The organism is Leisingera sp. ANG-M7 (assembly GCF_000813965.1).
Lineage (GTDB): Bacteria > Pseudomonadota > Alphaproteobacteria > Rhodobacterales > Rhodobacteraceae > Leisingera.
The window spans coordinates 255,879-281,036 of the sequence record NZ_JWLI01000001.1; the positions used below are offsets into that span (position 1 = coordinate 255,879).

General features: G+C 62.3%; 20 protein-coding genes. 10 read left to right on the forward strand and 10 right to left on the reverse strand.

The features are described from left to right. Positions 1-133: 133 nt before the first annotated feature. Complete coding sequence (locus RA26_RS01275) at positions 134-1,216, reverse strand: TRAP transporter substrate-binding protein (protein ID WP_039178705.1); 1,083 nt, start codon at positions 1,214-1,216, stop codon at positions 134-136. A 282-nt stretch (positions 1,217-1,498) separates the two neighbouring features. On the opposite strand from RA26_RS01275, the gene RA26_RS01280 reads away from it, so the two are divergent. The 3 genes from RA26_RS01280 (at position 1,499) to RA26_RS23340 (ending at position 4,673) form a co-directional block, all read left to right on the forward strand. After that, positions 1,499-2,926 (forward strand): cache domain-containing protein, encoded by a 1,428-nt coding sequence (locus RA26_RS01280; protein ID WP_039179892.1) that lies wholly within the window; start codon positions 1,499-1,501, stop codon positions 2,924-2,926. A gap of 66 nt (positions 2,927-2,992) precedes the next feature. Next, positions 2,993-3,637 carry a response regulator transcription factor gene (locus tag RA26_RS01285; protein WP_039178708.1) on the forward strand — a complete coding sequence of 215 codons (645 nt, stop codon included), beginning with the start codon at positions 2,993-2,995 and terminating at the stop codon, positions 3,635-3,637. 67 nt (positions 3,638-3,704) lie between these two features. Continuing rightward, positions 3,705-4,673, forward strand: coding sequence for a LuxR C-terminal-related transcriptional regulator (locus RA26_RS23340; RefSeq protein WP_039178711.1), 969 nt, complete (start codon positions 3,705-3,707; stop codon positions 4,671-4,673). 3 nt (positions 4,674-4,676) lie between these two features. Here RA26_RS23340 and RA26_RS01295 read toward each other — a convergent pair whose 3' ends face one another. Continuing rightward, a complete protein-coding gene (locus RA26_RS01295) occupies positions 4,677-5,825 on the reverse strand; it encodes a lytic murein transglycosylase (protein WP_039178713.1) in 1,149 nt (382 codons plus the stop codon). 265 nt (positions 5,826-6,090) lie between these two features. Here RA26_RS01295 and RA26_RS01300 point away from each other — a divergent pair, with 265 nt between their 5' ends. Beyond that, positions 6,091-7,080 carry an MBL fold metallo-hydrolase gene (locus RA26_RS01300; protein ID WP_039178716.1) on the forward strand — a complete coding sequence of 330 codons (990 nt, stop codon included), beginning with the start codon at positions 6,091-6,093 and terminating at the stop codon, positions 7,078-7,080. 66 nt (positions 7,081-7,146) lie between these two features. Here RA26_RS01300 and RA26_RS01305 read toward each other — a convergent pair whose 3' ends face one another. Further along, positions 7,147-7,998: a HalD/BesD family halogenase gene (locus RA26_RS01305; RefSeq protein WP_039178718.1), complete on the reverse strand. Its 852-nt coding sequence runs from the start codon at positions 7,996-7,998 to the stop codon at positions 7,147-7,149. 404 nt (positions 7,999-8,402) lie between these two features. On the opposite strand from RA26_RS01305, the gene RA26_RS01310 reads away from it, so the two are divergent. Beyond that, positions 8,403-10,154 (forward strand): acetolactate synthase 3 large subunit, encoded by a 1,752-nt coding sequence (locus tag RA26_RS01310; RefSeq protein ID WP_039178721.1) that lies wholly within the window; start codon positions 8,403-8,405, stop codon positions 10,152-10,154. An 85-nt stretch (positions 10,155-10,239) separates the two neighbouring features. Further along, positions 10,240-10,800, forward strand: coding sequence for an acetolactate synthase small subunit (gene ilvN, locus RA26_RS01315; RefSeq protein WP_019296778.1), 561 nt, complete (start codon positions 10,240-10,242; stop codon positions 10,798-10,800). 29 nt (positions 10,801-10,829) lie between these two features. On the opposite strand, the gene RA26_RS01320 is transcribed toward ilvN, so the two are convergent. Further along, positions 10,830-11,180 (reverse strand): hypothetical protein, encoded by a 351-nt coding sequence (locus tag RA26_RS01320; RefSeq protein WP_039178724.1) that lies wholly within the window; start codon positions 11,178-11,180, stop codon positions 10,830-10,832. 235 nt (positions 11,181-11,415) lie between these two features. Between RA26_RS01320 and RA26_RS01325 the strand changes: the two genes are divergently transcribed. Then, a complete protein-coding gene (locus RA26_RS01325; RefSeq protein WP_082015730.1) occupies positions 11,416-12,213 on the forward strand; it encodes a helix-turn-helix domain-containing protein in 798 nt (265 codons plus the stop codon). A 2-nt stretch (positions 12,214-12,215) separates the two neighbouring features. On the opposite strand, the gene RA26_RS01330 is transcribed toward RA26_RS01325, so the two are convergent. After that, positions 12,216-12,986: a DUF2189 domain-containing protein gene (locus tag RA26_RS01330; protein ID WP_039178726.1), complete on the reverse strand. Its 771-nt coding sequence runs from the start codon at positions 12,984-12,986 to the stop codon at positions 12,216-12,218. Between the two features lie 249 nt (positions 12,987-13,235). Continuing rightward, positions 13,236-14,363, reverse strand: coding sequence for a peptide chain release factor 2 (gene prfB / locus RA26_RS01335; RefSeq protein WP_039178728.1), 1,128 nt, complete (start codon positions 14,361-14,363; stop codon positions 13,236-13,238). Between the two features lie 226 nt (positions 14,364-14,589). On the opposite strand from prfB, the gene RA26_RS01340 reads away from it, so the two are divergent. Beyond that, positions 14,590-16,587: a Hint domain-containing protein gene (locus RA26_RS01340; RefSeq protein ID WP_039179898.1), complete on the forward strand. Its 1,998-nt coding sequence runs from the start codon at positions 14,590-14,592 to the stop codon at positions 16,585-16,587. Here the strand turns inward: RA26_RS01340 and RA26_RS01345 are convergent. The 3 genes from RA26_RS01345 to RA26_RS01355 all read right to left on the reverse strand — a co-directional run bounded on the left by RA26_RS01345 (position 16,581) and on the right by RA26_RS01355 (position 21,717). Beyond that, positions 16,581-19,082 carry a penicillin-binding protein 1A gene (locus RA26_RS01345; protein WP_039178730.1) on the reverse strand — a complete coding sequence of 834 codons (2,502 nt, stop codon included), beginning with the start codon at positions 19,080-19,082 and terminating at the stop codon, positions 16,581-16,583. The genes RA26_RS01340 and RA26_RS01345 overlap by 7 nt on opposite strands. A gap of 166 nt (positions 19,083-19,248) precedes the next feature. Further along, positions 19,249-20,478 carry an N-acetylmuramoyl-L-alanine amidase gene (locus tag RA26_RS01350; RefSeq protein ID WP_039178733.1) on the reverse strand — a complete coding sequence of 410 codons (1,230 nt, stop codon included), beginning with the start codon at positions 20,476-20,478 and terminating at the stop codon, positions 19,249-19,251. 93 nt (positions 20,479-20,571) lie between these two features. Then, positions 20,572-21,717: a pyridoxal phosphate-dependent aminotransferase gene (locus RA26_RS01355; protein WP_039178736.1), complete on the reverse strand. Its 1,146-nt coding sequence runs from the start codon at positions 21,715-21,717 to the stop codon at positions 20,572-20,574. Here RA26_RS01355 and RA26_RS01360 point away from each other — a divergent pair. After that, positions 21,716-23,095: a M48 family metalloprotease gene (locus RA26_RS01360; RefSeq protein WP_039178739.1), complete on the forward strand. Its 1,380-nt coding sequence runs from the start codon at positions 21,716-21,718 to the stop codon at positions 23,093-23,095. The genes RA26_RS01355 and RA26_RS01360 overlap by 2 nt on opposite strands. Beyond that, positions 23,092-23,856, forward strand: coding sequence for a DsbA family protein (locus RA26_RS01365; RefSeq protein ID WP_039178742.1), 765 nt, complete (start codon positions 23,092-23,094; stop codon positions 23,854-23,856). Before RA26_RS01360 ends, RA26_RS01365 begins: the two co-directional genes overlap by 4 nt. Positions 23,857-23,934: 78 nt before the next feature. Here RA26_RS01365 and ispG read toward each other — a convergent pair whose 3' ends face one another. After that, complete coding sequence (gene ispG / locus RA26_RS01370) at positions 23,935-25,056, reverse strand: flavodoxin-dependent (E)-4-hydroxy-3-methylbut-2-enyl-diphosphate synthase (RefSeq protein WP_039178744.1); 1,122 nt, start codon at positions 25,054-25,056, stop codon at positions 23,935-23,937. Between the last annotated feature and the right edge of the window lie 102 nt (positions 25,057-25,158).

Here is a 25,158-nt window from a genome sequence, read left to right on the forward strand (position 1 = left end):
TTTCCCCCGGGGGTCTTTGCTGCGGCGGGTCAGGCGCGCGGCCCTTCGGCCGGCCTAAAGCCCCGCGTCACGCAACTGGAAAAGGATCCCCCGCGGCGCGCGCGGAGGATCCGGTTGATGCCGGTCAGGCAGATCAGCCGAGGACGCGGTCGCGCTGAACGCGGTAGGCGCCTTCGGATTTGGTGATCCAGCCGGAGGAGGCTTTCATCGACGCTTCGACGCTGCCGCGGATTTTTGCGAACAGCTCGTCGCCCATGAACTCGTCCAGGGTTTCCTTGGTCGCTGCACCGAAGGCATCCCAGACGCTGTCGGGGAATTCCAGGGTCTTCACGCCGCCGGACTGCAGGCGCTGCAGCGCTGCACCATTGTTGTTCATGAACTGCGCCAGGCTCCACTGGTGGCCGGCGGCCGATGCCATCTCGATGATCTTCTGATGGGCAGGCGACAGGCCTTCGAACACGTCGCGGTTGGTGGCAACCGACAGGGCTGCGCCCGGCTCGTGGAAGCCCGCGGTGTAGTAGGTCTTGGTGATTTCCTGGAAGCCGGCCTTTTCGTCCGCCCAGGGGCCGATCCACTCGGTGCCGTCAATCGCGCCGGAGGACAGCGCCTGATACACTTCGGAGCCCGGGATGTTCTGCACGGATGCGCCCAGCTTGCCCAGCGCCTTGCCGCCCAGGCCCGGCATCCGGAACTTGAGGCCGTTGAAGTCCTCGGGGCCGTTGATTTCCTTGTTGAACCAGCCGCCGGCCTGCGGGCCTGTGTTGCCGCCGATGAAGGACTTGAGACCGAAGATCTGGCCGAGCTCGTCATGAAGCGCATGGCCGTCGCCGTGGTAGTACCAGTTCACCAGTTCCTGCGGGGTCATGCCGAACGGCACCGCGGTGAAGTAGGCATAGCCCGGATGCTGGCTTACGAAATAGTAGTCAGCTGCGTGGTACATGTCGGCCTGGCCTGCGGTCACGGCGTCGAACACTTCGAACGCGCCAACCAGTTCGCCTGCAGCTTTCACGTCAACGGTCAGGGTGCCGTCGGACATGGCAGTGATGGTGTCGGCCACGAACTGCGCCGAGTCATGCACGCCTGCCAGGCCGCGGCCCCAAGTGGTGACCATGGTCAGGGTGCGATTGCCCTGGGCATAGGCCGGTGCCGCCAGGGTGCTGGCTGCTGCTGCGGACCCGCCCAGCGCGGATGTTTTCAAGAAAGAACGGCGATCCATTAATTATTCCTCCCATTATCAATTCGGATTGCCCCAGGTCCCCCCAAGGCGGATCGGTTCGAGTGCGGTCAGCCTAGCGGCGATGAATTTTATGTGAATACCTAGTACTGCGTAGAACGGAACGTTTTTGCCGGTAATTGCAGCACTTCGCATGCATTTCACACGCGATGAGAAAACCGCGGACACCCGCAGTAAGGGCAAACCACCCCTGCCCCTTTGATTCCTCTGGGCGGCTGCGCAATGATTCGGTACACGATTCTGACCCATTCCCGCGGAGTGCTTATGCGTCTGTTCCGTTCCCTGCTGCGCCCCGACTACGCGCAGAAACTGTCGCTGCTGATGACCCTGCCGCTGATCGTGGCGGGCACTGCGATTGCGCTGGTGGTGGGCTATCAGTCGCGTGCCCTGGCCGAACGCGAGATCCAGGCGCTGGAAATGCAGCTGCTGGAGGCAAAGAAGGCGGAGCTGCGCAATTACGTGACCCAGGCGCGCAACGGCTTTGCCCATATCTATGGCCTGGCAGCACCCGATGATGCGGCCGCCAAGGAGCGGGTCACCCAGATCCTCAGCGCGATGATCTACGGCAAGGACGGGTTCTTTTTCGTCTACGACTATGACGGCACCAACCTGGTGAGCCCGCGGCAGACCGAATACATCAACCGCAATTGGGCCGGGCTGCGGGACAGCGCAGGCGTCCCGGTTGTGGATGAGTTCATCCGCCTCGCCCGCGACGGCGCCGGCTGGCACAGTTTCACCTGGGAGAAGCCCTCAACCGGCGAGGAGGCGCAGATGATCGCCTATGTGCTGGGCCTGCAGGACTGGCAATGGGCAATCGGAACCGGCGTCTTCATCGACGATGTGCTGGCCACGGTCGCCGCCTCGCGGGCAGAGGTTGAGGCGCGTGTGCAGCGCACGTTCCTGTATATCGGTGCGATCACGCTGATTTCCCTGGCGCTGGTGTTTGCCTCCGGCATGTTCCTGAACATCCGCGAGCGGCGGCTGGCGGATGCCAAGCTGAAGGAGCTGACCCAGCGGGTGTTCGACGCCCAGGAAGAGGAGCGCGGACGGGTTGCGCGGGAGCTGCATGACGGCATCAGCCAGCTGTTGGTCGGGGTGCGCTATGCCCTGGACAACACCCGCCGCCGCCTGTCGCGCGGCGATGGAGAAGGCGCGGCGGCGCCTTTGGAGAAAGGCACGGAGAACCTGCTGACCGCCATCACGGAGGTGCGGCGGATCAGCCGCGATCTGCGCCCCGGCGTGCTGGATGACCTGGGTCTGGGGCCGGCGCTGAAGGCGCTGACCGATGACTTTGCAGTGCGCACGGGCATCGAAACCGAGTTCTCCACCGTTGTTTTCCGCAATCGTCTGGATCAGGATTCCAAGATCGCTCTCTACCGTATCGCGCAGGAGGCGCTGACCAATATCGAGCGCCATGCAGAGGCAACCAATGTCAGCATCGACCTGCGCGGCCACACCCGCGGCGCCACCATGCGGATCTCCGACAACGGCCGCGGGCTGCCGCCGCGTGATGCCCGCACCGGGCCTGGGATCGGCCTGCGCAACATGCAGGAGCGGATCGAGCAGCTTGACGGCACCTTGCGCATTCTGTCATCACGGGGCACCCAGAGCGGCACTGTGATCGAGGCAAGCCTGCCCTTGAGCCACCTGCTGCCGCCGGGCGAGGAAGGAACACCAGCGCAATTGCCGTAAGTCCTGGGGAGGATACGGCACCCAGCGCAGCCTTTGGAAAGTTCGACAACTGCCGTTGGGGGGATAATGGCGGATCCGGTAAAAGTGCTGATCGTGGACGACCACCCGATGGTGGCTGAGGGCATCCAGTCGATCCTGGAAAGCTATGACGATATCGAAGTTGTCGGCTCCCTGACAGACGGGCGCGATGCTGTGGACCGGATGGGCCGGCTGGCGCCTGATGTGGTGCTGATGGACCTCAACATGCCCAAGCTCGGCGGCCTCAGCGCCACCGAGATCATTCTGGAACAGCACCCCGGCACCCGCATCCTGATCCTTTCGATGCATGACAGCGCCGAGTATATCTCCACCGCGCTCAGCCACGGCGCCATGGGCTATGTGCTGAAGGATGTGCCGACCGACGAAATCAAGCAGGCCATCGATGCGGTGATGCAGGGCAAGACCTATCTGTGCACCGGCGCCGCCGGCTCGCTGAAGCCCAAGGACGGCGATATCCGTGAGGCGCTCACGGGGCGCGAGCAGACCATCCTCTTGGAGCTGGCGCAGGGCAAGTCCAACAAGGAAGTCGCGCAAACGCTTGATATATCTGTCAGAACGGTCGAGACCCACCGGAAGAACATCAAACGCAAACTGGGGATTTCCTCCACTGCGGGCCTGACCCGGTATGCGCTGGAGCATGGGGTGCTGCAGGGCACCGGCGCCGGTTTCTGACCGCTTCCAGATTTTTCTTTGTGATCCGCAGCCCCTGCCCTAGCCTTGCGCGTCAAGGAGCTGCGCCATGAGTACAGACAAGCCCGCAATCCCCCCGCAGACCCAGGCCAAATGGCAGCGGGTGGTGGATCTGGTGGCCGAGCTGACCGATGTGCCCGCCGCACTGATCATGGCAACGGTCGATCTGGACCACCGGGTGAAGGTCTCCAACACCGCGGAAAACAACCCCTATTTTCCTGGCCGCAAGTACCAACTGAACGAAAAGCTCTACTGCTTTGGCGTCTTTGAGAACGACGGCGAACTGGTGGTCGAGGACGCCCAGTGCGAGCCGCGCTGGCAGGACAACGAGGACATGGAACACGCCATGTCCTTTTACATCGGTTATCCGATCAAATGGCCGGATGGGGAGATTTACGGCACCATCTGCGTGCTCGACACCCGGCGCAACAAACGCGCGCTGATGTTCCGCAAGGGACTGCAGGAGTTCTGCCGGGTGGTGGAGGGCGATCTGGCGCTTCTGCTGGAGGTGGCCCAGCGCAAGCAGGCGCAGGCGGAACTGCGCGAGACGGTACGGGCACGGGAGGACACCATCAAGCGCCGCACCAAGGCGCTGGAGGAGGCCAACACCGCGCTGCGGGTGCTGATCGACAACGTGGAGGCGTCGCGCCACGAAAGCGAGCAGCAGATCGTGCAGCAGATCAAGGGCATGGTGCTGCCCTATGTGGCCAAGCTCAGGCATCTGGATGCGGGGCGCGAGCTGCAGAGCGCCTATTTGATGATGATCGAGGACAATCTGAAGAACATCACCTCCGTCCTGTCGTCCAAGATGTCAGAAGCGCTGGAACAGCTGACCCCAGCGGAGACCGAGATCATGCAGCTGATCATGATGGGTCGCACCACCAAAGAGATCGCCGCCACCTTGGGGCGCGAAACCAGCACCATCGACTTTCACCGTAACAACATCCGCCAGAAACTGGGCCTCAGCCGGCGCGAGAACCTGCGCCAGCATCTGATTGCGCTGAGTTCGGCGGAGTAGCCGTTAGTTCAGACTTCTGAGCAGCGCCTGCGACGGGTCACCGGTTGCGGGCAGGCCGCGGCTGGACTGATAGGCACTGATCGCCGCGCGGCTTTTCGGCCCCAGCACCCCATCGGCACCGCCGGTATCAAAACCGCGCGCGGTCAGGCGTTTCTGCAGCAGGATGCGGTCGTCCTTGGTCAGCCCGTATTTATCCGGCGGAAAGCTGGCGCGCAGCGGAGCGCCGCCGGCGATGCGGTCGGCCAGATGGCCCACGCCGATCGCATAGGCATCTGAATTGTTGTAGCGCTTGATTGCATTGAAGTTGCTGGTGACGGAGAACACAGGCCCGCCCGGCTGCGGCTGCAGGCTGCGTCCCGAAGGGGTGCCCGGCGCACCAGCCTCTCCCCCCCACTTAAGGCCGCGGGTCCAGCCGTTGCGCTGGAGGTAAGCAGCGGTGGAGGCCAGCGCATCCGTCGGGTCCTCCGACCAGATATCGCGGCGCCCGTCGCCGGTGAAATCCACAGCAAACGCCTGGTAGGACGTCGGAATGAACTGGGTATGCCCCATGGCGCCGGCCCAGCTGCCGGTCATTCTGGCCGGTGTAATGTCGCCGTTCTGCAGGATCTTCAGTGCCGCCAGCAGCTGTTTTTCAAAGAACGCCCCGCGCCGCCCGTCATAGGCCAGCGTCGAGGTGGCGGAAATCACCGGAACGTTGCCGCGGCGCTCGCCAAAGAAGCTCTCCAGCCCCCAGATCGCACAGATGATTTCCGCATCAACGCCATAGCTGCTCTCCAGCGTGCGCAGGGTTGACTGGTGACGGGCAAAGGCAGCACGGCCTTTGGTCAGACGCTCGTCCGAGACGGCGATAGACAGGTAATCCTCAAGCGAGCGCTTGAATTCGGTCTGATTGCGGTCGCGTTTGACGACGCCGGGCAGATAGCCCGCGCCGCGGAAGGCGGCGCGCAGTGTGGCGCTGGAAATGCCACGGGCCTCTGCCCGCGTGTGGAAGGCGGCAACCCAAGCGTCATAGCCAGCATTCGGCACGGGCCGCAGGTCCGCAGGCAGGCCGGAGGTGCCGCTGGGGCCGCTGCCTGCCGGTACCGTGCTGCTGCAGGCACCCAGCCCCAAGGCTGCCAGGCCAAATCCGAAGTGACGCCGTGTGATGTTCATGCTCTCTGCCCGCTCCAATAGGTGATTAGCTGCCCGGTTCCGTCCGGATCCTTTGAAAACAGGCTGCCAGAAACCAGCAGATGCGCCAAGGCCCGGATTTCCTCCACAGCAAGGACCCGCCGCTGGTACATTTGCACCCATTATGGGTATTTTCCCCATATTCCCCCCACAATCTTCCGGGGCACCCCTTAAAGCCGTTGATGCCTAGCCTGTTTGCATCGCTGCGCCAAGGCGGCGGCCAGACAACAACAGGGAGACGGAACCAATGGATGAGCACAAGAAAGAGCTGAAACCGGCCAGGTTGGACGGCCGCAAGGATGACCTGGCGCCCGGCCTGTCCCGGCGCAGCTTCTTTGCCGCCGCAGGTGCTGCAGGCGTCGGAACAGCCGCCAGCCTGCTGGGCACCACCAGCGCACAGGCGCAATCGACCGACTGGCTGCAGCCCGGCAACAACAACCATGTGATCGATCTGCAGAACATGTCCGCCTTTGCCGATGGCGAGGTAAAGATTGATTTCTACGGCCATTGCGCGATCAAGATCACCTCTCCCGGCGGCGCCTCGATCCTTTTCGATCCGTGGCGGGATGACCCCTCCGGTGCCTGGGGATTATGGTTCAAGCAGAAGTTCCCGGAGACACTGGTGGATATCACCATGTCCACCCATACTCATTTCGACCATGACGCCATCGACCGCCCGCAATCGACCATGGTGCTGGACCGGATGGTGGGCACGTTCGAGTTCGCGGACCTCAAAATCACTGGCTACGCCGACAAACACGCCTGCGTCGCGCCGGGCTGGTATCCCTGGACCAACGCCCTGGCCGAGTTCGGGGTCGAGGCCTGCCCGCCCAACAACCCTGGCCACATGGATATGGTGACATATGTGGTTGAGACCGGCGGCATCCGCACCCTGATCTGGGGCGATAACCGGCCCGACCCGGCAGACGGATTCTGGGACGCCATCGGGCGTATCGACGTGCTGACCCTGCCGGTCGACGGCTCTGAGCACATCCTGTCCTATGAGCAGGCCAACGCGCTGGTGGAACGGATCCAGCCTAAGGCGGTGATCCCCACCCACTACCTGTCGGAGACCACCACCTATACGCTGTCGACGCTGCAGCCCGCCGACACCTGGGTGAAGGAGCAGAAAAGCTACAAGATGCTGGACGGCGCCTCTCTGTCGCTGGCGGCGGCGGATGTGCAGGGGATGGACAAGGAGTTCCTGTATTTCGGGCATAACGCGCTGACGGAGTAATCCCCGGCATTGCCGCAACATCGTTGTGCCCGTCCGGGCGCCCTCCCCCCGGGGCGCCCGTTTTTGTCAGTCCCGCAGCGCGTCCGCGCGCAGGCCTTCGCGCTCGTAGTGGCGCGGCAGGACGCGGCCGTAAAGCTGCCGGGTGCGCTCCACCCCGCCGCACATGCCCTCAGTCTCGACAAAGGAGAAAATGCCGACATACCTCCTGCGCGGCCCTTCCACCGGAGCCACCCTGTGCAATGAATATCGGCCACGGAAGATCTGCAGATCGCCCGGCTGCAGCACCAGCCTGCGCACAAGGGGCGAGCCGCCCGCCAGCACCCGCGCAACGCCGTCGTAGTTTTCATCCGTGGGCGTGCGCAGCATCGGTGCGTATTCGAAATCGCCGCCAGCATCGCCATTCTGGATCGCCAGCGTGACCGTGTAGTTGTTGGTATCAAAATGCCAGGGGAAGCCGCCGCCCTCCTCGACCATGTTGATGATCACATCCGCCAGCGGGTCGTCATAACGGAAGAAACGGTTCTCCGGCTCCCCCAGCGCCTCGCGGATGAAGGGCATGAAGCCGGGAAATTCGTAAATCGTCCGCAGCGGGCTGGCCGCGCCGAAATTATCCGCCGGAATAAAGGCATTGGAGCGGTCATAAAACTGGCGCACCGGGTGGTCTTCCGGCAGCGACGGATCGTCCTTGGAGAAGTAAGCGTTGGTGCGGCTGAACGACTTGTGCCCCTGATCTGCCACGGTATCAGCTTCGGCCGCCAGCCTGGCGATGCCGTCCGGGTGCACAAAGCACGGAAGCACCGCGCAACCGTCAGCTTCCAGCTCGCTTTGCACGTCCGCCATCATCCGCGCATAGGCGGGCGAGCCAGGCCTGTCGATCGGATAGCGCCCCAGGTCCACCAGATCTGCAAGTTCAGCCATATTCATGTCCTTCCCTGTCGCCTCTTTTTAAGTGAGCTTGCCCGCTGCGGTTTGGCTGATCTGGCACAAACGGGACATGGGAGTGCCGGTTTTGAACGAATCCGCACCGGCACGCGCCGTCATTTTCGCGGAAATTTCGCCGCACCCCTGGGTGTGAGCAAGAAAATGTCCCTGAACAGGTGTTTTTTGACAGCTTTCGCGGTTGACGCCCCTGCCCGGCAGACATAATGTCGCCCGCAACGCAAAGAGGAGCCTGTGGCAGTGACCACCCTAGTCGTAATCGTAGGAACCAAGCGCATGGGCCGGTAACGGTAGACCATAATCGAACCCATGCGCCTCCGACCAGAAATCGGGGGCTTTTTTTATGCGTAACGGACGATGCCGCCAATTGGAGCAAAAAGCAGATGACACGTGAAATGACCGGCGCAAAGATGGTTGTCCAAGCCTTGAAGGATCAGGGTGTGGACGTAGTCTTCGGATACCCAGGCGGCGCCGTGCTGCCGATCTATGACGAGATCTTTCTGCAAAATGACATCCGCCACGTCCTGGTGCGGCATGAACAAGGCGCGGTGCACGCGGCGGAGGGCTATGCCCGCTCCACCGGCAAGCCGGGTGTTGTGCTGGTGACCTCCGGTCCCGGTGCCACCAATGCTGTCACCGGCCTGACCGACGCGCTGCTCGACTCGATCCCGATCGTGGTTCTGACCGGCCAGGTTCCGACCTTTATGATCGGCTCCGACGCCTTCCAGGAGGCCGATACCGTCGGTATCACCCGCCCCTGCACCAAGCACAACTGGCTGGTCAAGGACACCGATGCACTGGCTGGCACCCTGCATGAAGCCTTCCACGTCGCCAAATCCGGCCGCCCAGGCCCGGTTCTGGTCGACATTCCCAAAGACGTGCAGTTTGCCAATGGCAAGTATCAGGGGCCGAAACCTTCGGCATCGCATTACCAGCCGCAGGTCAAAGGTGACATGGAAGAAATCACCGAGCTGGTTGAGGCCATCGAAAAGGCCAAGCGCCCGGTGTTCTATACCGGCGGCGGCGTCATCAACTCCGGCACCGCGGCCAGCCAGCTGCTGCGCGAACTGGTGGACGCCACCGGCATTCCGGTCACCTCGACCCTGATGGGGCTCGGCGCCTATCCGGCCTCCGGCAAGAACTGGCTGGGCATGCTGGGCATGCACGGCCTTTACGAGGCCAACATGGCGATGCACGGCTGCGACCTGATGATCAACATCGGCGCCCGTTTCGATGACCGGATCACCGGCCGCATCGACGCATTCAGCCCGAAGTCGAAGAAAGCGCATATCGACATCGACCCCTCCTCGATCAACAAGGTGATCCGGGTCGATATCCCGATTGTCGGTGACGTCGCCCATGTGCTGGAGGACCTGCTGAAGGTCTGGAAATCGCGCGGCCGCAAGGTGAACCGCGAGGCCCTGGACAAGTGGCACAAGCAGATCAACGAATGGCGCGCGGTGAACTGCCTGTCATTCAAAAACTCGGACAAGACCATCAAGCCGCAGTATGCGCTGCAGCGCCTTGAAGAACTGACCAAGGGCCGTGACCGCTATGTCACCACCGAGGTCGGCCAGCACCAGATGTGGGCGGCGCAGTACTTGGGTTTTGAGGACCCGAACCGCTGGATGACCTCCGGCGGCCTCGGCACAATGGGATATGGCTTCCCGGCCTCGATCGGGGCCCAGATGGCACACCCGGATGCGCTGGTGATCAACGTCGCGGGCGAAGCTTCGTGGCTGATGAACATGCAGGAAATGGGCACCGCGGTGCAGTTCCGCCTGCCGGTGAAACAGTTCATCCTCAACAACGAGCGCCTGGGCATGGTGCGCCAGTGGCAGGAACTGCTGCACGGCGAGCGCTACAGCCACAGCTGGTCTGAGGCGCTGCCCGATTTCGTGAAGCTCGCCGAGGCCTTCGGCTGCAAGGGCATCTGCGTCAGCGATCCCAAGGACCTGGATGATGCGATCATTGAAATGATCGAATACGACGGTCCGGTGATCTTTGACTGCCTGGTCGAGAAGCACGAGAACTGCTTCCCGATGATCCCGTCGGGCAAGGCGCATAACGAGATGCTGCTGGGCGAGGCGGAGACGCAGGGCGTCATCCAGGCCGGCGGCGCAGTGCTGGTGTAACCGCGGCGGCGCCGCAAATTTCTTCGAAGGAATTTGCCAGGAAATTCGAATTTCCTGGCACCGACATACGAGAGGAAGACCACGAATGTCTGCCCTGCATATCAAAAAAGGCTCCAACCGCCACTCCGCCTACAACCTGCGCCCGACGTTTTCGGACGTGCAGGAGCGCCACACCATTGCGGTGCTGGTGGAAAACGAACCCGGCGTTCTGGCCCGGGTGATCGGCCTGTTCTCGGGCCGCGGCTACAACATCGAAAGCCTCACTGTGGCGGAGGTGGACCATACCGGCCACCTGTCGCGCATCACCATTGTCACCACCGGCACGCCGCAGGTGATTGAGCAGATCAAGGCACAGCTGGGTCGGATCGTTTCGGTCCGCGACGTGCATGACCTGACAGTCGAAGGCGCCGCAGTGGAGCGCGAACTGGCAATCCTGAAAGTGGCAGGCGAAGGCGACAAACGCGTCGAGGCGCTGCGGCTGGCGGATATCTTTCGCGCCAATGTGGTCGACAGCACCCTGAACAGCTTTGTGTTTGAAATCACCGGTGCGCCGGAAAAGATCGATGCATTTGCCGATCTGATGCGCCCGCTGGGTTTGGCCGAGATCGCCCGCACCGGCGTCGCCGCCCTGCTGCGCGGGAACTGATCCCGGCACCGGCCCTTGAAGGGCCGGCGTTATCCTTGAATGTTGCGAAGCGGTGCGGAAACGCGCCGCTTTTCTGCTGCCTGCAGCGGGAAGGGAACGACTTTCTGCTCCTGACTGACGGCATCAGCCGTCTTGCACTCCGCTGTTTCACTCAACCGGTCCGCCAGATCAGGACTTCCCTGCTCCAGCACAATAGCGAGATTTTCGGCAACTCTGATATTGCCACTCAGGGTTATATCAAATTCAACCCAGTCCCCCGGATTGAGTTCAGCACACTCTGTTCCAGCCTTGTTTGTAAAAAAAGCAAGGTCCCCCTGGTCATCGCACCAGATCACGGCTTTGGTCAGGGGAGCGTCACTCCATAAAATGACTCCAATCATACCAGTCCTCGTATTGCCGCCCTCCAATTCTGAAGCAATTGAGCTGACGCCAACATGACAAAAAACGAGTCCCGCTATTGCATTTTGTGTCAGTTCGGATAGCCTCCTGACGTGAACTAGAGACACCCCTGACGCGATATGGGTGCACAGATCGATGTGCTGATGCCTGAAACTGGCATAACCTACCGGCAAAAAGGGAAAATTCTACGTAAATGCCGAACCATCAGGACCCCGAATGAACAGCCAGAACCGCTCTCCAGCTGACCTGAGGAACATGTTTGGCGCGAACTTGCGTCAATTGGCGCGGCAGTACCGGTCGATTTCAGAGCTGTCGCGCCAGCTCGGAATCAACCGCACGCAATTCAACCGCTACCTGTCTGGCGAGAGTTTTCCGCGCCCGGATATTCTCGACCGCATTTGCCGGTTCTTTGACGTGGACGCCCGTATCCTGCTGGATCCGGTGGATACGCTTTCAAAGGCAGGTCAGGTCGTAAACGGCGCGTTTCTGGCGGATTTCCTTGGCCATGGAGTTCAGCAGCTGACCGAGGAGTTTTTCCCTTCGGGTTTTTACCGTTTCACGCGCCGCAGTTTCATCAATGAAGAGAAATTCGTTATCGGCCTCGTCTACGTGTTCCGCTCAGGCAGCGTCACCTATATCAAGGGGTTCGAGGCAAAGGAGGCGATGCTGAGCCAGGGTTTGCCGGCCAGCCCCGGGGTTCGCGAATTCCGCGGCTACGTCAGCGGCCACGAGGACGGCGTCGCCTTTGTCATCGCCCGGCGCAAGGCAATGACATACTCGTTCAACTACCTGGCACGGGTGGCATCCCTGCAGAACAACTTCTGGTCCGGATATGTTGCCCGCACTGTCCGGGAAAGCGGTACCGGGGAGCGGGTGACGCGAATGGTCTATGAACACCTGGGCCGCGACACGTCTCAGGTTCTGGCCGCCGCGCGCAGCGCGGGTTTTGCTGACGAGGATGCTCTGCTGCCCTTTCACCGCCGCCTGCTGAACACCACCCAACCCTTTCGTTGACGCTAACCCGCGTCAGCCAGCCTGTAGATGTGCCAGGTGGCGTGGCCTAAGAGCGGCAGCACCAGGAACAGTCCCAGGAACCATGGCAGCAGCGCTGCAAAGGTCAGAACCGCGATCATTCCAGCCCAGACCATCATCACTGTGAAGTTCTGCTGCACATACTGAAAACTGGTGATCATGGCGGTAACGAAGTCCACCTCGCGGTCCAGGAGCAATGGCAGCGCAATAACCGTGATCATGTAAAGAAGCAGCGCAAACATTGCCCCCACCACGGTACCGACTGCCAGCATGGTGAGCCCGTTGGCCGTCAGGAACACCTCTGCCGAGGTGGAAATGTTGGTCATCGTCGCATGCCCCAGGAACAAGGCAAAGATCATGTGGCCTAGAAAGAACCAGAACAGGAACACCACCACGATGATGGCGCAGATCGACGGCAGCTGGCGGCGGCTTTGCTGCAGCACCACGCCCAGGATCCGGCCGACTGCGATCCCCCTGCCCTGTTCCAGCCGGTGCGACACTTCATAAAGGCCAACCGCGGCAAAGGGACCGATCAGCGGAAAGCCGATGGCCGCCAGCACCAGCCAGTAGGTGGTGCCTGTGCGCACGGTTATCCAAGCCATCACCCAGCCTGCCAGCACATAGACCGCCGCAAAGAACAGCCCGTAGAGCGGCTTTCTGCGAAAGTCTGCCCATCCGCGGCGCAGTGCCTCGAACAGCATCTGCGTCGTGACCGGCTGCAGCGGCGGCACGCCAAAGGGCTTTTCAGGTGACATGACGCTGCTCCTCCCCTCAGGCAGGCCCGGTTTTCTGTCCTGTTACGGATGGCCTGCGTCCTTTTCAAAATGAAGCATCAAAAATGCTTCATTTGAGCCTAGCCGGGAAACCCGCGCAATAAAATGCTTTACAGATGCATGATTTAACTGCCGCCCCGCCCTTGGCAGTGCCAGCCAAAACAAAAGGGGCAGCCCGCGCAGGCTGCCCCTCCTCTTTCCGAAAGCCGCCCGAAGCGGGCGGCGAAGGGATCAATCCTCAGCCTGCGCATCAGCGCGGCTCTTGCCGGACACGTTCAGCGCCAAGGTTGCGGCCATAAAGCCGTCCAGATCACCGTCCAGCACGCCCTTGGTGTCAGAAGTCTCATGCTGGGTGCGCAGGTCCTTCACCATCTGGTAGGGCTGCAGAACATAGGAACGGATCTGGTTGCCCCAGCCGGCGTCGCCCTTGGCCTCATGCGCCTCGTTGATGGCGGCGTTGCGGCGGTCCAGTTCCTGCTGGTAGAGTCGCGATTTCAGCGCCTTCATGGCGATGTCGCGGTTCTGGTGCTGGGACTTCTCGGACGAAGTCACCACAATGCCGGTCGGAATGTGGGTGATCCGCACCGCCGAGTCAGTGGTGTTCACGTGCTGACCGCCTGCGCCCGAGGAGCGGTAGGTGTCAACGCGGATATCAGAAGGGTTCACCTCGATCTCAATATTGTCGTCCACGACCGGGTAGACCCAGACGGAGCTGAACGACGTGTGCCGCTTGGCCGCCGAGTCATAGGGCGAGATCCGCACCAGCCGGTGCACGCCGCTTTCGGATTTCAGCCAGCCATAGGCGTTGTGGCCGGAAATCTTGTAGGCGGCGGACTTGATGCCCGCCTCGTCGCCTGCGCTTTCGGACTGCAGTTCGACCTTGTAGCCTTTTTTCTCTGCCCAGCGGACATACATCCGCGCCAGCATCGAGGCCCAGTCGCAGCTCTCGGTGCCGCCAGCGCCTGCGTTGATCTCCAGGAAGGTGTCGTTGGCATCCGCCTCGCCGTCCAGAAGCGCTTCCAGCTCCTTCTCGGCCGCCTTCTCCTTGAGCGCCGCCAGAGCAGCTTCTGCGTCCTTGATCACCTCTGCATCGTCTTCCATCTCGCCCAGTTCGATCAGCTCGATGTTATCCGACAGATCCTGCTTGATGCCCTTGTAGGTATCAATGGAGTCCACCAGGGCCTGACGCTCGCGCATCAGCTTCTGTGCCGCCTCCGGATCGTCCCACAGGTTTGGGTCTTCGACCCGCGCGTTGAACTCCTCCAGCCGGTATTCGGCAGTTTCCCAGTTCAACCGCTGGGCCAGCAGCTCCAGCGATTTCTCGATGTCTGCGACGATATTCTGGGTTTCCGCGCGCATGGGAGGTCCTTGCAATCTGAGATCAGGCCTGCGTGATAAACCACCCTTGCGCCGCGGGCAAGCGGCCAGCATGTCCCGGCGGGCGCAGGGAGATGCAGAAAATGCATCTAAAATGCAGCGCGGTATCTGATCCGGTAAATACGCAGAATTAACGCGGCCTGCTGAAGTCTGAACATTGGATCGCGCGGGCAGCCTGGCCCGCCGTGCATTTTGGGGAATTGGGATTATGCCCAGCGGATATCTTGTCCAGCTTGGAGACGGATCGCTCGATCACGGCGATACGATCACGTCCACCTATTCCTCCTTTACCACCGACCAGAACCTGGGGGCCGGCAATTGGAGCTGGAGCGGGACGCACGGCGGCACGCCCTATACCAACGAGGTGGAACCGGGCGTCTACTATCTGGCCACTGACGGAAACGTCTATTTTGTTCCGGATTACGGACCGCCTGACACCTTCAGTTCCGCCACGGCCGACAGCCCGCCTGCCTATACAGACACGGACGGCCCGGTGGAGGGCACCAGCGGCGCCGACACCATCGACAGCAGCTATACCGATGCGGACGGCGACCAGATCGACAACGGCAGCGGAGGTGGTGCCTCCGGCAACCAGGACACGGTTGAAGCAGGAGCAGGCGACGATACGGTCGATGCCGGGGCAGACAACGACATGGTGTTCGGCGGCTCCGGCGGTGACAGCCTGGCAGGCGGCAGCGGCGGCGACACGATCTATGGCGACAGCAGCAGTGAAGCGGGGCTGACGGAATCCGACCAAAGCATCGGCAATTCGAACGTCACCGACACCAGCAGCGGCTTTACAGTCACCGCCAGGGACTTGTCCGGCACCGCAAACGCCGCCAACATCGACTATTACGACGGCGGCTTTGGTGTGGCCGGTGCGATCTCCGATTCAGACAGCTTGGTGGACGCGCAAATCGGCTACGACAAGGCTTCGGGAATATCCGAAGAAATTATCGTCGACTTCGATCAGGACACCGACGACGTAAGCTTTTCTTTCAAGCACCTTTATACCGACACCTACGGCGAAGAGGGCCATTGGGCGATTTACAAAGACGGTGCCCTGGTCGCTGAGGGCGACTTCACGGAGACCACGCCAGGCTCCGGCACCGGCACCATCGACATCAACGGCTACGGTGATTTCGACCAGCTGGTGCTGTCCGCCAACCTGCAGACCGATGGCACCGACGGCTCCGACTACATGGTCACAGATGTCACATTCACAGTTCCGCCGGAAGACCCTGCGGATGGGGATGACAGTATCGACGGCGGCGACGGCGACGACGTAATCTATGGCCAAGGCGGCAATGATACGCTTCAGGGCGGCAGTGGTGCCGATACGCTCGACGGCGGCGCAGGCGATGACAGCATCATTGCCGGTGAGGGGGACTCCGCCAGCGGCGGTGCTGGCGACGATTATTTTACTATCGAAGACACGGGTGACAGCGGCAGTAACGATGTTACCATCACTGGCGGAGATGACGGCGAAACCTCGGGCGATACGCTGGATTTCAACGGCCAGCTGGACAAGGGCACGCTGGTCATTACCGATGACACCGGCGGCAGCAAGACCGGCAGTGCCAAACTTCTGGACGGAAGCACGGTCTATTTCTCCGGCATCGAAAACATCATCTGCTTTACAGCAGGCACACGTATCGCCACTCCTGCGGGCCTGCGCCCCATCGAAACTCTGGGCCTGGGCGATCTGGTGATGACCCGCGACAATGGCTTGCAGCCGGTCCGCTGGATCAGCCAATCAACGGTTCCCGCTGCGGACAACCTCGCCCCGATCCGCATCAAGGCAGGCCAATTCGGGGCGGAGCGCGACCTGCTGGTCTCTCCGCAGCACCGGATGCTGTTCACCGGCTCCCAGGCCAGCCTGCTTTTTGGCGAAAGCGAGGTTCTGGTCTCAGCCGTGCATATGCTGAACGACCGCTCCATCCGGCGGGAACCCGGCGGTACCGTGACCTATGTGCATGTGCTGTTCGGCCAGCATGAGATCATCTATGCCGAAGGCGCCGCCTCCGAGAGCTTTCACCCGGGTATTCAGGCTGTCTCAGCCCTGGAGGAACCGGTGCGCGAGGAGCTGTTCCGTATCATGCCGGACCTGCGCTGGCACAGCGGCGAAGGCGGGCGCACCGCCCGCCTCTGCGCCTCGCGCCACGAGGCCGCGCTGCTGGTGCCGCGCGCGCCGCAGGATCAATAAAGCCCGCCGGAACTGACCGTACCGAAGGTCGCCTTTGGCCCCAGCACAGCCGTGCCGCCGCTGGAAGTAGTGACCTGACGGCCGGACTGCTGCACTTCCTCGATCAGCGGCAGGTTCGACCCCATCGCAAAACCGCCGTCATAGGTCAGGCCGAAGATCGGCTCCGCCCCGTCGCGGAAGTATTCCGCCACCACATAGGCACCAGAGGCGCCATCAGGCAGACGTGCGCCGGTGTAGCGGTCGATCTTGATGAAATGGCCGCCTTCCGGCACCTCGAACGGGCCACCGCCGAATTTCTCGGTCGCCTTCTTCATGAACTGCTGGAACACCGGACCGCACATGGTGCCGCCATAGGCGCCGCGGCCCATCGGGCGGGGCTGGTCAAAGCCCATGTAGCAGCCGGCCACGATGTTGGAGGTGAAGCCGACAAACCAGACATCACGGGAATCGTTGGTGGTGCCGGTCTTGCCAGCGGTGGGCACCGGCAGGTTGATCACGCTCGACGCGGTGCCGCGGTCTACCACGCCTTTCATCATCGAGGTGAGCTGATAGGCGGTGATCGGATCCATCACCTGCTCCCGGTCGGTGACAATACGAGGAGCCTGACCGGGTGCCAGCGTGGGATCGGAGCAATCCACGCAGTCGCGGTCATCATGGCGGTAGATGGTCTTGCCGAAGCGGTCCTGCACCCGGTCGACCAGCGTCGGCTGCACCCGCTCGCCGCCGTTGGCGAACATCGCATAGGCCGCCACCATTTTGTAGAGCGTGGTTTCCTCGGCCCCCAGCGAGTTTGCCAGGAACGGGCCCATGTTGTCATAGACGCCAAAGCGTTCGGCATAGCCCGCCACAACCGGCATCCCGACCTCCTGCGCCAGACGGATGGTCATCAGGTTCCGGCTCATCTCAATGCCGGTGCGCAGCGGCGTCGGGCCGTAGAACTTGTTGGTAGAGTTCTTGGGCCGCCACAGGCCCTGCGGCGTGTTGATCTCAATCGGTGCGTCGACGACGATGGTCGCCGGGCTGTAACCGCTGTCCAGCGCTGCAGCATAGACAAAGGGTTTGAAGCTGGAACCCGGCTGTCGCATCGCCTGGGTGGCACGGTTGAACACCGAATGCTGGTAGGAGAAGCCGCCTTGCATCGCCAGAACCCGGCCCGAGTTCACGTCCATCGCAACAAAGCCGCCCTGCACTTCCGGCACCTGCCGCAGCGACCAGTGGCTGAAGGCATCGTCTTTCTTCTCAGCCCGGACCAGCACCACGTCGCCGCGGGTGAAGTTGTCTGCAAAGCTGCCCTTCATCCATTTGATGTCAGAGCGCGGGACAGTGCCTGTGCCTTCACTGTGCTCGACACCAACGGTCAGGCTCTCGCTGCCAACTTCCAGCACAACCGCCGGATACCAGCGGCCGCCCAGCACGATATCGCGGGACACCTCGGTGTTTTCCAGCGCCGCACGCCAGGTGGCCTCATCCTTCAGCTGCTCTTCTTCCAGCTTGACCCCGGTGCCGCGCCAGATCCCGCGGGAACGGTCGTATTTCTCCAGACCGCCGCGCATCGCCAGCGCCGCCTCGGCCTGCATGTCGTGGTCAATGGTTGCGCGCACCGTAAAGCCGCCGGTGAAGAACTCGCCCTCGCCGAAGTCCTCGGTCAGCTGGCGGCGGATTTCATCGGTGAAATAGTCGCGCGGCGGCAGCGTGGTGCGGAAGCCCTCGAAGTCGCCGTTCTGGACAGACCGAAGCGGCTGCGCCACCTCCACGTCATAGACATCCTTGGAGATATAGCCATTCTCGCGCATCTCACGCAGCACATAGTTGCGCCGCGCCAGCAGGCGCTCCTTCTGGCGGACGGGGTGGTAATCGGACGGCGCCTTGGGCATCGAGGCCAGCGTTGCCGCCTCATGCGGTTCCAGCTCGCCCAGGGTCTTGTTGAAATAGGTCTGGGCGGCAGCGGTCACACCATAAGAGTTCTGGCCGAGGAAAATCTCGTTCAGGTACAGTTCCAGAATGCGTTCCTTGTCGAGCGTTTCCTCCAGCCGTGTGGCGAGGATGATCTCCTTGATCTTGCGCTCGGCCCGGCGGTCTCCGGACAGCAGGAAGTTCTTCATCACCTGCTGGGTGATGGTGGAAGCGCCGCGCACGTTCTGCCCGCGCGAGCGCACCGCTTCGATCGCCGCCGCAGCGATACCGCGGGCGTCATAGCCGGAATGGCTGTAGAAGTTCTTGTCCTCAGCGGAGATAAAGGCCTGTTTCACCAGATCCGGGATCTCATGCGACGGTGTGAACAGGCGGCGCTCCTTGGCGAATTCATCGATCAGGTGCCCCTCGCCCGAATAGATCCGGCTGATCGTCGGCGGCTGGTATTGGGCCAGCGATTCATGGCTCGGCAGGTCGCGCCCGTAGATCCAGAACACGGCCCCAATGGTCAGCGCCACCATCGCCACGCCAAGGGTGATGGTGCTGAAGATGGAGCCGAAGAAAGAGAATATGAACCTGAGCACGGATGTTGGCCTTTCACGCGGGGTGCCGCCTATATAGGGACGGCAAGCGCCCTCGTCAAAACGGGAAACGGGGGATATGCGCCGGGGAAGGTGGGAAAATCCTAGCAGATTTCACCGCACCCGGCCCCGTTTTGCAGATGATCCGCCGATTCAGGCGCAAATATGCCTACTGCCGCACCAGCGCCCGGCGGGCATCATCCTGCGCGCGCCAGGTGATCAGCCCGTTCAGAATACCGCGGGCCGCATTGGCCCGCCATTCCGCGTCCACCAGATTCTTCAGGTCGCGCTTGCTGGACAAAAAGCCGATCTCGACCAGGACGGAGGGGATGTCAGCAGATTTCAGCACCGAAAACCCGGCAGACCGCAACGGCCGGTTGTTGATCGGCTGGCCCTGCGCCCGCAGCCCGTCAATCAGCGCCGCCGCCAGTGCGTCGCTGCGCGGCTGGGTTTCCTGCCGGGCCAGGTCAAGCATCACAGCCGTCACCCCATCATCCGCCTGGCTGAGGTCCGTGCCGGACAAGAGATCACCACGCAAATGCCGTTCTGCCAGCTTGGCCGAAGCCGCATCAGAGGCATCCTTGGACAGGGTATAGACCGTGGAACCATGAGCGCGGCCCTCGGAAATTGTATCCGCATGCAGCGAAATAAACACGTCCGCCCCGGCCTGGTGCGCCAGCGCGATACGGCGCTCCAGTGAGACAAAGTAGTCATCGTCGCGGGTCATCAGCACGGTGAACTGGCCGGACCGCACCAGCGCCTCACCCAGTTCCCGGGCGAATTGCAGCATCAGGTGCTTTTCGACCACCACCTCTGTTTCCGCCCCGGGATCAATGCCGCCATGACCCGGGTCCAGCATCACCAAGAGCGGCGCGTTTTCGTCCCGCAAAGCCTTGGCACCCATTGTCTCAGGTTCGGGCAGGTCCCACCGCGGATCCTGCGGCGCGCCGGCACTGGCCTCGAATTCTTCCGATGTGACCGGTTCCAGCGACACCGACAACTTTGCCACTGCCGATACCTGATCCACAGTCAACCCTGCGCTGGCCACCTTCATCGGCTCCGCCAGTTGCAGTACCAGCCGCGACCAGCCGGGCACATAGGTGCCGAATTGCGCGGTGGTGATCTGTTCGCCTTTGAGCAGCGCCTTCGCCGTCAGCCCGGTCCAGTCGACCTCCTGAAAATCCAGCACCAGCCGCGGCGGCTCCGTCAGAGTGAACAGCCGGTAAGGCACCCCCTGGCTGAGGCCCAGGGTGATCTCTGCCCCCTGCCCGGCGTCCCGCACATGGCTTGCGTCCGTATCGATGCGCGCGAGGCCGCTGAAGCCACTGCCGCCAGATTGCGCCCAGGCGCCTGCCGCCAATGCCCAGATTAATGCGGTGAGAGTGATCAGTTTGCCCATATCTGCCTCTTGCCCGGCCTTCCGGCCCTTTTTGCCGGCAGACTAGGCAATTTGCACGTGCTTGGAAATCCGCCTTCTGCGGTTATCCCCGCCTTAGCCGCGTGAGGCCATGAACAGCGCCAGCCGCGCCAGGCCTTCCTCGATATCCTGGGTTGAGCGCGCATAGGAGAATCGCAGCGTCGTGGCCCCTCGAACCGGGTCGAAATCCAGCCCCGGGGTCACCGCGACACCTGCCTTTTCAAGGATTTCCGCAGCAAAGCTGCGGCTGTCGTCGGTCAGGTCCGACACATCGGCATAGACATAAAACGCCCCGTCCGGCGGCGCGATTTTGGTGAAACCGGCCTTCGGCAGCCCGTCCAGCATCAGCCGGCGGTTCTTTGCGTAAACAGCCAGGTTTTCACGCAGCTCGTCTTCGCAATCAAGCGCGGCCAATGCTGCCACCTGGCTGGCGTGCGGCGCGCAGATGAACATGTTCTGGGCAATCCGCTCTACCACCCGCACATGATCCTCCGGGACCACCATCCAGCCGACCCGCCAGCCGGTCATCGAAAAGAACTTGGAGAAGGAGTTGATGACGTAACACTCGTCGGTCAGCTCCAGCGCCGTGACTGCTTTCGCCTCATATTCTAGCCCGTGATAGATCTCGTCGGAGATGAAGCTGGCACCCTCGCCCTTTGCTGCATCAATCAGCGCGCCCATCGCCGCGCGGTCCAGCATGGTCCCGGTCGGGTTCGCGGGCGACGCCACCATCAGCCCTGACAGCTTCTGTCCGGCAAGGTCCGCGGCCACCGGCTGCAGCCGGTTTTCCGGCGCTGTCTGGATATCCACAGGAACCAGCCCCAGCGCCTTCAGAATCTGCCTGTAGGAAGGATACCCCGGCGCGCCGATGCCAACGCGGTCGCCGCTGTCGAAAAGCGCTGTGAAGCTGAGCAGAAAAGCGCCGGAAGAACCCGGTGTCACAATCACCCGCTCCGGGTTCAAATCGACGTTGTACCACTCCCCGTACAGCTGTGCGATCCGCTTGCGCAGGGCTGGCAGCCCCAAGGCAACAGTATACCCCAAGGCATTGTTTTCCAGCGCATTCCCCAGCGCCTGCAGCGCCCCGGACGGCGCCCCGGTCGAGGGCTGGCCCACCTCCATGTGGATGATGTGGCGGCCTGCCTCCTCAGCCTTGCGGGCAGCTTCCATCACATCCATCACAATGAAGGGATCGACCTCGGACCGGGTTGAGTTTCGCATGCTTATCTCCCAATGTGCGCGCATGAGTTTTGACCGTTTCTTCCGGCTGGCGTCAATCCCGGCTCTTGTTCTTTGCGCGCTGGTTCAGTTTTCAGCAGCAGCGCATGCGGCATCCATTTCGCTGCTGCGCGATCCGGATATCGAACACGGGCTGAACCGGCTGGCCGCCCCGGTGCTGCGCGCCGCGGGCTTGAATGCGAACCGGGTGCGCATCCTGCTGGTCAACGACTCGTCCTTCAATGCCTTTGTGCTGGATTCCCGAACGATATTTGTGAATTACGGGCTGATCCTCAAGGTCACCTCACCGGAAATGCTGCAAGCCGTGCTAGCCCATGAGGCGGCCCATATCACCAACGGCCACCTGTCACGGCGAATGCAGAACTTGCGCTCTGCCAACAGTGCTGCCGGTCTTGGCTTGGCACTGGCCGCGCTGGCTGCGGCGGCAGGCGGCGGGGATGCGGCGGCGGGCATTGCCATCGGCACCCAAAGCTCGGCCTTCCGCAGCTTCCTAGCCCACACACGGGCAGAGGAAAGCAGCGCCGACCGTTCCGCCGCTGACTACCTGAACCGGGCAGGCATCAGCCCGCAGGGACTGGTCGATCTGCACCGCGCCTTTGCAGGCCAGGAAGTGCTGAGTGCAGGTACCCAGGATCCCTACACCCGCTCCCACCCCCTCAGCCGCGACCGTATGCGGGCCGCGCAGGCCTATCTGGCCGCCTATGGCGACAAGGGCCAGACCAGCCCGGACGCGCAATACTGGTTCGCCCGGGTCCGCGGCAAGCTGTCGGCCTTTACCCGCGCGCCGAAATGGACCCTGCGCCGAGTGCGCGAGGAGCAGTACAAGGACGTCCGCCTGATGCGCGAGGCCGCCGCCTATCACCGGCAGAGAAACCTGAAAAAGTCGCTGAAGGCGGTAAACGGCGCGCTGGCTGCACGGCCTTCCGATCCATTCTACTACGAACTCAAGGGCCAGATCCTGATCGAGAACCGCCAGTGGTCCGCGGCACTAGCCGCCTATGGCAAGGCCGTCAGCCTTGCCCCCAAGGACCCGCTGATCCTGACCGGCTACGGCCGCGCACAGCTGGCCGCGGGCCAGCCCAAGGCGGCGCTCAAGTCGATGGAGCGCGCCCGTGCCATCGACTTCCGCAATACGGTGCTGCTGCGCGACATGTCACTGGCCTATGCCAAGACCGGGCAAACCGGCATGGCAGCGCTGGTCACTGCCGAACGCTATGCCTTGCAAGGGCGTCTGAATGACGCCGGAATTCACGCAAAACGGGCCACCGCCCTGCTGCCAGCAGGATCCCCCGCCGCACGGCGGGCAACAGATGTGTTGGTGGCCTATGAACAAGCTCAGAAGAGAAAGAGACGGAAATGACCCTTTTCACCCGCACCGCTACCGCCGCGGCCACCGCCCTCGCCCTATTGGGCGCACCGGCGCAGGCATTTGACATCAGCGCGATGTCGGAAGCTGAGCGCGAGGCCTTTGGCAAGGAAGTGCGCAGCTACATTCTGGCAAACCCTGAGCTGATTCTGGAGGCGGTTGACCTTCTGGAGCAGCGCCAGCAGCAGGCCGAAGCTGTACGCGATGACGCGCTGGTCGCCGACAACCTGGAGGAACTGGTCAACGACGGCTATTCTTGGGTTGGTGGCAATCCCGAAGGCGACATCACCTTGGTTGAATTCATGGATTACCGCTGCGGCTACTGCCGGCGCGCTGCGCCTGAGGTGGCCAAGCTGCTGAAAAGCGACGGCAACATCCGCCTGGTGATCAAGGAATTCCCGATACTGGGTGACGCCTCTGTACTGTCGGCGCGCTTTGCCGTCGCCACCAAGCTGGTGGCAGGCGATGACGCCTACAAGGATGTGCATGACGCCCTGATCGAGTTTGGCGGCGAGCCGAACGAGGTCGCCCTGCGCCGCCTGGCCGAAGGGCTGTCGCTGGATGCAGAGGCGATTTTCGCAAAGATGGATAGCGAGGAAGTGACTGCCGAGCTGCGTCAGACCCGGGCGCTGGCCCAGAAGATGGCGATCTCCGGCACCCCGACCTTTGTTCTGGGCACTGAACTCCTGCGCGGTTACCTGCCCGCCGATCAGATGGAGCTGATGGTGGCGGAGATCCGCGAGCAGCAGAGCTGAGATCCAATCTCAACCGGTGGAACCGGGGCTCTGCCCCGAACCCCGGAGTATTTCTGGAAAGATGAAACGGCTGGAGTATTACTCCGCCGCTTCCTGGGCCGCCTCGATCTGGGCGGCCTTCTTCTCGACCTCCTCGACGATGTGCTCGACCATCTGTTCGTTGGACATCTTGTGGCTGGCCTTGCCCGCCAGATAGACCATGCCGGAGCCCGCGCCGCCACCGGTGAAGCCCACATCCGTCATAAGAGCCTCGCCGGGGCCATTCACCACGCAACCGATGATCGAGAGGCTCATCGGCGTGTGGATATGGGCCAGCCGCTCCTCCAGCGTTTCCACCGTCTTGATGACGTCAAACCCCTGCCGCGCGCAGCTGGGACATGAAATGATGTTAACGCCGCGGTGGCGCAGGCCGAGGGATTTGAGGATCTCGAAACCTACTTTCACCTCCTCCACTGGATCGGCAGACAGGCTGACGCGCAGCGTGTCGCCAATGCCCATCCACAGAAGCTGTCCGAGGCCAATCGCCGATTTGATGGTGCCGGATACAAAACCGCCAGCCTCGGTCACGCCCAGATGAATGGGCGCGTCGGTCGCCTCCGCCAGCTGCTGATAGGCGGCGGCGGTCATGAAGACATCGGAGGCTTTCACCGAGATCTTGAACTCGTGGAAGTCATGATCCTGCAGGATCCGGATATGGTCGAGCCCACTCTCCACCATCGCCTCCGGGCAGGGTTCGCCGTATTTGTCCAGCAAGTGCTTTTCCAGACTGCCGGCGTTCACCCCGATGCGGATCGAGCAGTTGTGGTCGCGCGCTGCGCGGATCACCTCGGCCACGCGCTTCTCGTCACCGATGTTGCCTGGGTTGATGCGCAGGCAGGCAGCGCCGGCCTCCGCGGCCTCGATGCCGCGCTTGTAGTGGAAATGGATGTCGGCAACGATCGGCACCGGGCTTTCACGCACGATTTCCTTCAGCGCCTTGGAGGAGGCTTCATCCGGGACCGAGATCCGCACCAGATCAGCACCCGCCTCTGCCGCCGCCTGGACCTGCGCCACCGTTGCCGCCACATCGGTGGTCAGCGTGTTGGTCATGGTCTGCACCGCAATCGGGGCGTCACCGCCAACGGGTACGTTACCCACATGAATCTGGCGGCTCTTGCGGCGTTCTATATGGCGCCACGGGCGGATGTGATTGATCGACATTGCGGCTGGTGTCCCGGCTGGATCCTGTTGGGGATTAGATACGTGCAGACGCCCGGCGCTGCAATGGCAGCACCGGGCGTCCTGTGAGAATTCCTGTGCCGG

Excerpts from the sequence above, each read along its gene's own strand:
- RA26_RS01330 (WP_039178726.1), bottom strand. The coding sequence starts at position 12,986 with ATGTCACCTGAAAAGCCCTTTGGCGTGCCGCCGCTGCAGCCGGTCACG.
- RA26_RS01275 (WP_039178705.1), bottom strand. The coding sequence starts at position 1,216 with ATGGATCGCCGTTCTTTCTTGAAAACATCCGCGCTGGGCGGGTCCGCA.
- RA26_RS01360 (WP_039178739.1), top strand. The coding sequence starts at position 21,716 with ATGCTTATCTCCCAATGTGCGCGCATGAGTTTTGACCGTTTCTTCCGG.
- ilvN (WP_019296778.1), top strand. The coding sequence starts at position 10,240 with ATGTCTGCCCTGCATATCAAAAAAGGCTCCAACCGCCACTCCGCCTAC.
- RA26_RS01340 (WP_039179898.1), top strand. The coding sequence starts at position 14,590 with ATGCCCAGCGGATATCTTGTCCAGCTTGGAGACGGATCGCTCGATCAC.
- RA26_RS23340 (WP_039178711.1), top strand. The coding sequence starts at position 3,705 with ATGAGTACAGACAAGCCCGCAATCCCCCCGCAGACCCAGGCCAAATGG.
- prfB (WP_039178728.1), bottom strand. The coding sequence starts at position 14,363 with ATGCGCGCGGAAACCCAGAATATCGTCGCAGACATCGAGAAATCGCTG.
- RA26_RS01300 (WP_039178716.1), top strand. The coding sequence starts at position 6,091 with ATGGATGAGCACAAGAAAGAGCTGAAACCGGCCAGGTTGGACGGCCGC.
- RA26_RS01305 (WP_039178718.1), bottom strand. The coding sequence starts at position 7,998 with ATGGCTGAACTTGCAGATCTGGTGGACCTGGGGCGCTATCCGATCGAC.
- RA26_RS01365 (WP_039178742.1), top strand. The coding sequence starts at position 23,092 with ATGACCCTTTTCACCCGCACCGCTACCGCCGCGGCCACCGCCCTCGCC.
- RA26_RS01350 (WP_039178733.1), bottom strand. The coding sequence starts at position 20,478 with ATGGGCAAACTGATCACTCTCACCGCATTAATCTGGGCATTGGCGGCA.
- RA26_RS01285 (WP_039178708.1), top strand. The coding sequence starts at position 2,993 with ATGGCGGATCCGGTAAAAGTGCTGATCGTGGACGACCACCCGATGGTG.
- RA26_RS01310 (WP_039178721.1), top strand. The coding sequence starts at position 8,403 with ATGACACGTGAAATGACCGGCGCAAAGATGGTTGTCCAAGCCTTGAAG.
- RA26_RS01280 (WP_039179892.1), top strand. The coding sequence starts at position 1,499 with ATGCGTCTGTTCCGTTCCCTGCTGCGCCCCGACTACGCGCAGAAACTG.
- RA26_RS01320 (WP_039178724.1), bottom strand. The coding sequence starts at position 11,180 with ATGATTGGAGTCATTTTATGGAGTGACGCTCCCCTGACCAAAGCCGTG.
- RA26_RS01355 (WP_039178736.1), bottom strand. The coding sequence starts at position 21,717 with ATGCGAAACTCAACCCGGTCCGAGGTCGATCCCTTCATTGTGATGGAT.
- RA26_RS01295 (WP_039178713.1), bottom strand. The coding sequence starts at position 5,825 with ATGAACATCACACGGCGTCACTTCGGATTTGGCCTGGCAGCCTTGGGG.
- ispG (WP_039178744.1), bottom strand. The coding sequence starts at position 25,056 with ATGTCGATCAATCACATCCGCCCGTGGCGCCATATAGAACGCCGCAAG.
- RA26_RS01325 (WP_082015730.1), top strand. The coding sequence starts at position 11,416 with ATGAACAGCCAGAACCGCTCTCCAGCTGACCTGAGGAACATGTTTGGC.